Annotated in this window: 6 protein-coding genes; 4 read left to right on the top strand and 2 right to left on the bottom strand. The window is 38.9% G+C overall.

All coding sequences use genetic code 11. The features are described 5' to 3' along the window. Positions 1-94 precede the first annotated feature (94 nt). Positions 95-1477 carry a phosphomethylpyrimidine synthase ThiC gene (gene thiC, locus IBX42_RS10830; protein WP_294932808.1) on the bottom strand — a complete coding sequence of 461 codons (1383 nt, stop codon included), beginning with the start codon at positions 1475-1477 and terminating at the stop codon, positions 95-97. 196 nt (positions 1478-1673) lie between these two features. On the opposite strand from thiC, the gene IBX42_RS10825 reads away from it, so the two are divergent. The 4 genes from IBX42_RS10825 to IBX42_RS10810 all read left to right on the top strand — a co-directional run bounded on the left by IBX42_RS10825 (position 1674) and on the right by IBX42_RS10810 (position 5501). Beyond that, positions 1674-2795 carry a bifunctional 2-C-methyl-D-erythritol 4-phosphate cytidylyltransferase/2-C-methyl-D-erythritol 2,4-cyclodiphosphate synthase gene (locus IBX42_RS10825; RefSeq protein ID WP_294932807.1) on the top strand — a complete coding sequence of 374 codons (1122 nt, stop codon included), beginning with the start codon at positions 1674-1676 and terminating at the stop codon, positions 2793-2795. Then, the gene (locus IBX42_RS10820) at positions 2792-3679 is read left to right on the top strand and encodes a response regulator (protein ID WP_294932806.1); all 888 of its coding nucleotides are present in this window, start codon (positions 2792-2794) and stop codon (positions 3677-3679) included. Before IBX42_RS10825 ends, IBX42_RS10820 begins: the two co-directional genes overlap by 4 nt. Continuing rightward, a complete protein-coding gene (locus tag IBX42_RS10815) occupies positions 3657-4847 on the top strand; it encodes a sulfate adenylyltransferase (protein ID WP_294932804.1) in 1191 nt (396 codons plus the stop codon). Before IBX42_RS10820 ends, IBX42_RS10815 begins: the two co-directional genes overlap by 23 nt. A gap of 147 nt (positions 4848-4994) precedes the next feature. Continuing rightward, a complete protein-coding gene (locus IBX42_RS10810) occupies positions 4995-5501 on the top strand; it encodes a phosphatidylglycerophosphatase A (protein ID WP_294932802.1) in 507 nt (168 codons plus the stop codon). 145 nt (positions 5502-5646) lie between these two features. Here the strand turns inward: IBX42_RS10810 and IBX42_RS10805 are convergent, their stop codons facing one another. Next, complete coding sequence (locus IBX42_RS10805) at positions 5647-6150, bottom strand: hypothetical protein (RefSeq protein WP_294932800.1); 504 nt, start codon at positions 6148-6150, stop codon at positions 5647-5649. Positions 6151-6232 lie beyond the last annotated feature (82 nt).

The following is a 6232-nucleotide window of genomic DNA, read 5'->3' as shown; positions in this document are numbered from 1 at the left end:
ATTTGTCCCTGCCACTAAAACGGACGCGTTCGTTTTAGTGCGTAACATCAGTTAAATAAGACAAAAATTATCTTGTATCAATTAATTTTATTTTTTAAGCTCCAAGAGCTTCTCTCTCTTTGACTTCTCTAGCGATTTGCTCAATCGCTTCCGGGTTATCCATAATATTTTGCGTTATCTTGTATGAACAAAATTTAGGTCCACACATGGAGCAAAACTCTGCCTCTTTGAAGACATCCTGTGGAAGAGTTTCATCATGATACTCTCTGGCTCTCTCTCCATCAAGAGCAAGCTCAAACTGTCTCTCCCAGTTAAAACCATATCTTGCATCGCTCATCTCATCATCTATATCTCTGGCACCTTTACGACCTCTTGCAATGTCTGCCGCATGTGCCGCAATTTTGTAAGCGATTATTCCCTCTCTTACGTCATTGGCATTCGGCAAACCTAGATGCTCTTTTGGTGTTACATAACAGAGCATACTTGCTCCGTGCCATCCGCCGACAGCTGCGCCGATGGCAGAGCTTATGTGGTCATATCCGGCAGCAATATCCGTAACCAAAGGTCCGAGTATATAAAACGGAGCTTCATGACAAAGTTCACGCTGAAGCTTCATATTGCGTTCAATCTGATTTAGGGGAACATGTCCCGGTCCTTCAATCATGACCTGAACATTTTTCTCCCATGCACGAAGTGTCAAATCGCCTAAAACTTTTAACTCTCCAAGCTGCGCATCATCAGATGCATCAGCCAAACATCCAGGGCGAAGCGAATCTCCAAGAGATAAAGAGACATCATACTTCGCACAGATATCCAAAATCTCATCAAATGCCGTATAGAAAGGATTTTCTCTGTGATAGTGCATCATCCATGCTGCCATTAAAGAACCGCCACGACTCACTATTCCCATCTTTCTTTTTGCAATTTTAGGCATAGTCTCCAGCAAGAAACCGGCATGAATAGTGAAGTAAGAAACACCCTGTTTTGCCTGACGCTCTAAAACTTCAAGCATAACCTCTATACTCAGATCCTCTATTTTGTTTCCAACATCGTGAAGAATTTGATAGATAGGCACAGTTCCTATTGGTATTTTTGAAGAGGCAATTACAGCTCTGCGGATTTCGTCCAAATCGCCGCCCGTTGATAAATCCATAGCGGTGTCGGCTTTATAGTGCTGCGATACCTGCATCTTCTCAACTTCGCCTTGAACATCCGATGCTATTGCCGATGAACCGATATTTGCATTGATTTTACAACGCGCGGCGATTCCTATTGCCATTGGCTCAAGAGAGGTATGGTTTACATTTGCAGGAATAATCAATCTTCCTCTGGCAATTTCACTGCGAATTAACTCCGGAGATAAATCTTCTACCTTTGCGACATACTCCATCTCCCCAGTTATTATTCCCTGTTTTGCGTAGTACATCTGCGTTTTAACGGGGTCGCTCTCGCGCTTTTTCACCCATGAAGTTCTCATATTTTTCTCCTAAAAATTGTAATACTATTATGTATCAAGTAGTGAAAATATAATCAAATAAAGTTAATATAATATTAAGGGCTTTTATAATTTATATCTATTTTGGCTATTTTAAAGAAATAATTTTTTTATTCAAGATAAAAAAAAGCTTTTGGCGTGTATACTTTCGTAACACTTATAGACTTTAGGAGTTTTTTTGTCTAATTTGACGCTTATTTTACTTGCAGCAGGTAGTTCCTCGCGTTTTGAACTAGGTGTCAAGAAGCAATGGCTTAGAGTCGGAAATGAACCTTTGTGGCAATTTGTAGCAGATAGATGTGAAAAAACAGGCTATTTTGAAAAAATTATAATAGCCTCATCGCCCGAAGATATAGAGTTTATGAAACTCTACTCCGACTTCACATTTGTAGAGGGTGGAACAACAAGGCAAGAGTCTTTAAAAAACGCTCTAAAAGAGGTAGATACCGAGCATATTCTTGTAAGCGATATTGCGCGCTCATGCATAAGTAATGACTTTTTGCAAAGGATCATCTCTCGCAGAGGCGAAAGTGACTGTATTGTCCCTTATTTAAATGTTACGGACACTATCGTTTATGATGATAATACTATAGATAGAGAGAGGGTAAAAAGGGTTCAAACTCCTCAACTCTCACTTACTTCAGCTCTAAAATCAGCTCTTATGCAAGAAGAGGAGTTTACGGATGAGAGTAGCGCAATAGTTGCAAACGGCGGAAAAAGAGAGTTTATCTTGGGCGAAGAAGATGCTCATAAAATCACGCGTATTGCCGATTTGAAAAAGCTTTCATGCCTTAAGCCGCCATCAGACGATACTCTTAGCGGAACCGGACTTGATGTCCACGCTTTTGATGATAAAGGCGAGATGTACCTAGGCGGCGTAAAGATAGAGTCTGATTATGGCTTTAAAGCTCATAGTGACGGCGATGTAGCAATACACGCTCTCATTGACGCACTACTTGGCGCTGCAGGGATGGGAGACATAGGGATGATGTTTCCGGACAGCGACGATGCCTATAGAGGTGTAGATTCCAAAGAGCTTTTAAAAGTCGTCGTTACAAAACTTCGCAACTTTGGATTTGTTATAATCAATGTCGATATAACCGTAGCAGCAGAGAAGCCAAGAATCGGCGCTTATAAAACGGCTATGAGAAAAACACTCAGCACCATCTTATGTATAGATGCCCAAAGGGTAAACATAAAAGCAACAACGACCGAAAAACTCGGCTTCATAGGCAGAGGCGAAGGTGTCGGCGTAATAGCAAACGCAAATTTAAAATATTTTGATTGGACAAAGATTTGAAGATACTAATAATAGAAAACGAAGTTTACTTGGCGCAAAGTATTGCTACAAAACTCAGCGAGATTGGTCACATATGTGAGATGTGCACCTCAACAAGAGATGCAATAAAAAGCAACAATTACGATGTTGTTTTGCTCTCCACTAACATAAACGGTCAGGATTTTAATCCTGTAATTGAGACTTTTAAAAAATCGATTATTATTTTAATGGTTTCATATATTAGCAACGATACAGTCTCGAAACCTCTATCTGCAGGCGCTAAAGACTATATACTGAAACCGTTTATGATTGAAGAGCTTATTAGAAAAATAAACCACTATCAGGATTATGATATTCTCAAAAAGAGAAACGAAGCGTATGATAAATATTTAACGCACACTTTCTCATCTATGGCGAACGAGCACAACTTAGACAATATAGAACTTCCACTTTTTATCTCATCTTCATATCAAAAATATGCGGACTCTTTTGCTTTTGAATATGCAAAAAAGAAAAATCTTCCTCTTCACTTTATAACCCTTGGCGATCAAAAAGCAATGAGTGAGATAGAAAATCTTAGCGGAAATTCTCTCATCTATATCACTGACCTTCAAATGCTTAAAAAAAATGACAGAAAGGCTCTTTACGCTTTGCTTAAAAACAAAAAAGCCATAATTTCAAGCACGGATAAAATTGAAGATGACGAATATGAAGTTATTGAGATTAAAAGTGAAAATAAAATCTTTGACCAAGGCGAGATTCTTCCAATAGAAGATTATGTGAAGTTTATCGTACTGAATTATCAACACAAATTTCCTGATACGGAATTATCAAAAAAACTCGGGATAAGCCGTAAAAGTTTATGGGAAAAACGGAAGAAATATGACATTGTCAAGAAAAAATAAAACTCTTTTAATTGACAAAGAGGCGGTATCGGCGCTGGAGCTTTTAAAAGACGGTCTTTTGTCTCCCGTTGAATCTCTGATGAACGAAGAACAGAGCAAAGACGTTTTAAAAACAGGACTTATTAACGGCAAATCCTTTCCTTTTCCATTTATACTCGCACCTGCCGGAAAGATGAATGCAGAAGTTCTTGCCTCCCTTAAAAAAGATGAAGAAGTCACTATTCTTTTTGAGGGAAATCCATTTGCTACTCTCATTGTCGATGAAGTTTTTCATATTGACCCAAGTGAGAGAATAAAGCAGATATACGGAACAGACGACATCTCTCATCCCGGTGTTATAGCGACATTAAAAAGAATAGGTTCTTTGGCTGTAAGCGGCAAGTACACGCTTGCAAATGAATCAAGCAACACAAATAAAAAAGCTATAGATGATGCAAAAAAACTTATTGACGCAAAACATACGACAGCTCTTGTAATGGCCGCAAACCCTCTTCATCGCGCTCATGAGAGGCTAATTCGCCAAACACTTGAAAATACAGACTTACTTGTTATATTTTTACTCAAGCCCTATACAGAATCAAATCTCTCTTACAATATACGCAAAAAAGCGCTTGATTTTTTTATAAACAACTTTTTGACAAAAAACCATGTTGTAGTTGTGCCTCTTGAGAACAGCTATATATTTGCCGGATATAATGAGATTATTTTAGATGCCATTGTCGCAAAAAATTACGGCTGTAACAGACTGACAATAGGGAGAAACCATGCTGGGCTTGGAATGTTTTATGACTGCAACTCAAACAAATCCATCGTCGACAAAGTTATAGGAATAGATATAGAGATTAATGTAGCAAGCGAGTATGTCTACTGTGATAAGTGTACAACCCTGGTAAGCAAAAACACCTGTCCACATGGACAACACCACCAGATATCGTACCACGCAACCTCAATTCTTGAACTTTTAGAGCTTGGGATTTTACCGCCGACTATTCTTATGAGAAAAGAGATCTCAGCCGTGATACTCTCAAAGCTGCATCCAAACAGATTTAAGAACCTAGAGAAACTCTACTACGACATACTTCCGGTAGAGGGTCTCTTAGAAGAGCATACGGAAAATGATTTTTACTTAGAGCTTATGAAGCTCTATCAAACAACATCACTGACTTAAGATGAAAACCTTGTAAGCTCATTCTCAAAATTACATCCATGTAATTTTTTCCGAGGCTAAAAATCGATAAAACATCATGTTTTATCTTTTTGATTTTTAGAACCGCTTACAAAGTTTTCATCTTCTGTTTATATTACAAGGAAAAATATGAACTGGTTTTTTATAACACTAGGCTACAGCGGATTATCTCCAAAAGCTCCCGGGACTGTTGGAACACTTGTCTCGCTTCCTCTTGGAATGTTGATACTTATCTATTTTAATGCACAGACACTCTTTTTGGCTACTGTTTTAATCTCGGTAATAGCGATTCGCGAGATAAACAAATATGAAGGAAAAAGCGGTATACATGACGATAAGCGCATAGTTATAGACGAACTTGCGGGAATGTGGTTCGCGCTTAGCGTCGCACCTGCCGTAAGTGTAAGCTTAAGCGAAGTAACCGACTGGCAAAACGGATTTTTAGTTCAAAGTTTGCTATCGTTTGTGCTCTTTAGATATTTTGACATTGCAAAACCATCTATCATAGGCAGACTTGACCGTGAAGCCAAAGGCGGAGTAGGCGTCATGGCAGATGATATCGTGGCAGGCTTTGTAGCAGGTATTTTGAGTGCCGTGATATGGCAAGGATGGCTGCAGATTCAAAATCTCTTATAAGTTTTTAAATCCGCAAAAAAAGAGCTCCTGCCAAATGGCGCCTTTAAAACTAAAAGAGTGATGCAGTTGTGAGGCGCATAATGAGGAAGCATACTAAGGTATGTGACGAATGTAGCAACGAAGCAAATGCTTCGCTATTTTTGTTTTAAATAAAGAGGGGGTCGGATGATGGCTCTATCTCTTCAAAATCTTCAATAATCTGCTCAAACATCTTCATTGTTTTTTTAGCTTTATGCGCATGTTCGTCAAATATCGCTTTTGATGAAGGGAACGCTTTGCCAAGCTCATTGTAGATTAAAACACGACCGTTTATGTGTCTGTTTATCTCGCCAAACGCATCTTCAAGGTACTTCTTGGAGTTTGTATGTCTAAAGAGAGATCTTATCATTCTTACACGCTCTTTGATCGGCAGAGACTCATCTATTGCCTCGGCAATTCTTTTAATGTCCAGCCTTGATAGATAGACTCCGCTAATTGCCGGAGCCAAAAGTTTTGACGTCAGTGCATCTACAAACTGTGGAACAGGCTCTTCATCCTCTTTGTCTTGCTCATCCTGACCTCTTTTTAGATCCTCAGGGTCCATTGAACAGCTATCTTTTACAAACTTGTCAAACTCTGCTCTTAAATCGCTTAAATCATCTCTATTCATATCTCTTCCTTAATTTTTTTGCTAGCCGCTATGGCACTTCTAGGTTAAAACCTGATGCAAGAAATAACTAAATTATTTCTTG

The organism is Sulfurimonas sp., assembly GCF_014859695.1.
Classification (GTDB): Bacteria; Campylobacterota; Campylobacteria; order Campylobacterales; family Sulfurimonadaceae; genus Sulfurimonas.
Note: the sequence above shows the minus strand (reverse complement) of the source record. Positions and strands in the feature narration are given on the sequence as shown.

Excerpts from the sequence above, each read along its gene's own strand:
- thiC (WP_294932808.1), bottom strand. The coding sequence starts at position 1,477 with ATGAGAACTTCATGGGTGAAAAAGCGCGAGAGCGACCCCGTTAAAACG.
- IBX42_RS10815 (WP_294932804.1), top strand. The coding sequence starts at position 3,657 with ATGACATTGTCAAGAAAAAATAAAACTCTTTTAATTGACAAAGAGGCG.
- IBX42_RS10810 (WP_294932802.1), top strand. The coding sequence starts at position 4,995 with ATGAACTGGTTTTTTATAACACTAGGCTACAGCGGATTATCTCCAAAA.
- IBX42_RS10805 (WP_294932800.1), bottom strand. The coding sequence starts at position 6,150 with ATGAATAGAGATGATTTAAGCGATTTAAGAGCAGAGTTTGACAAGTTT.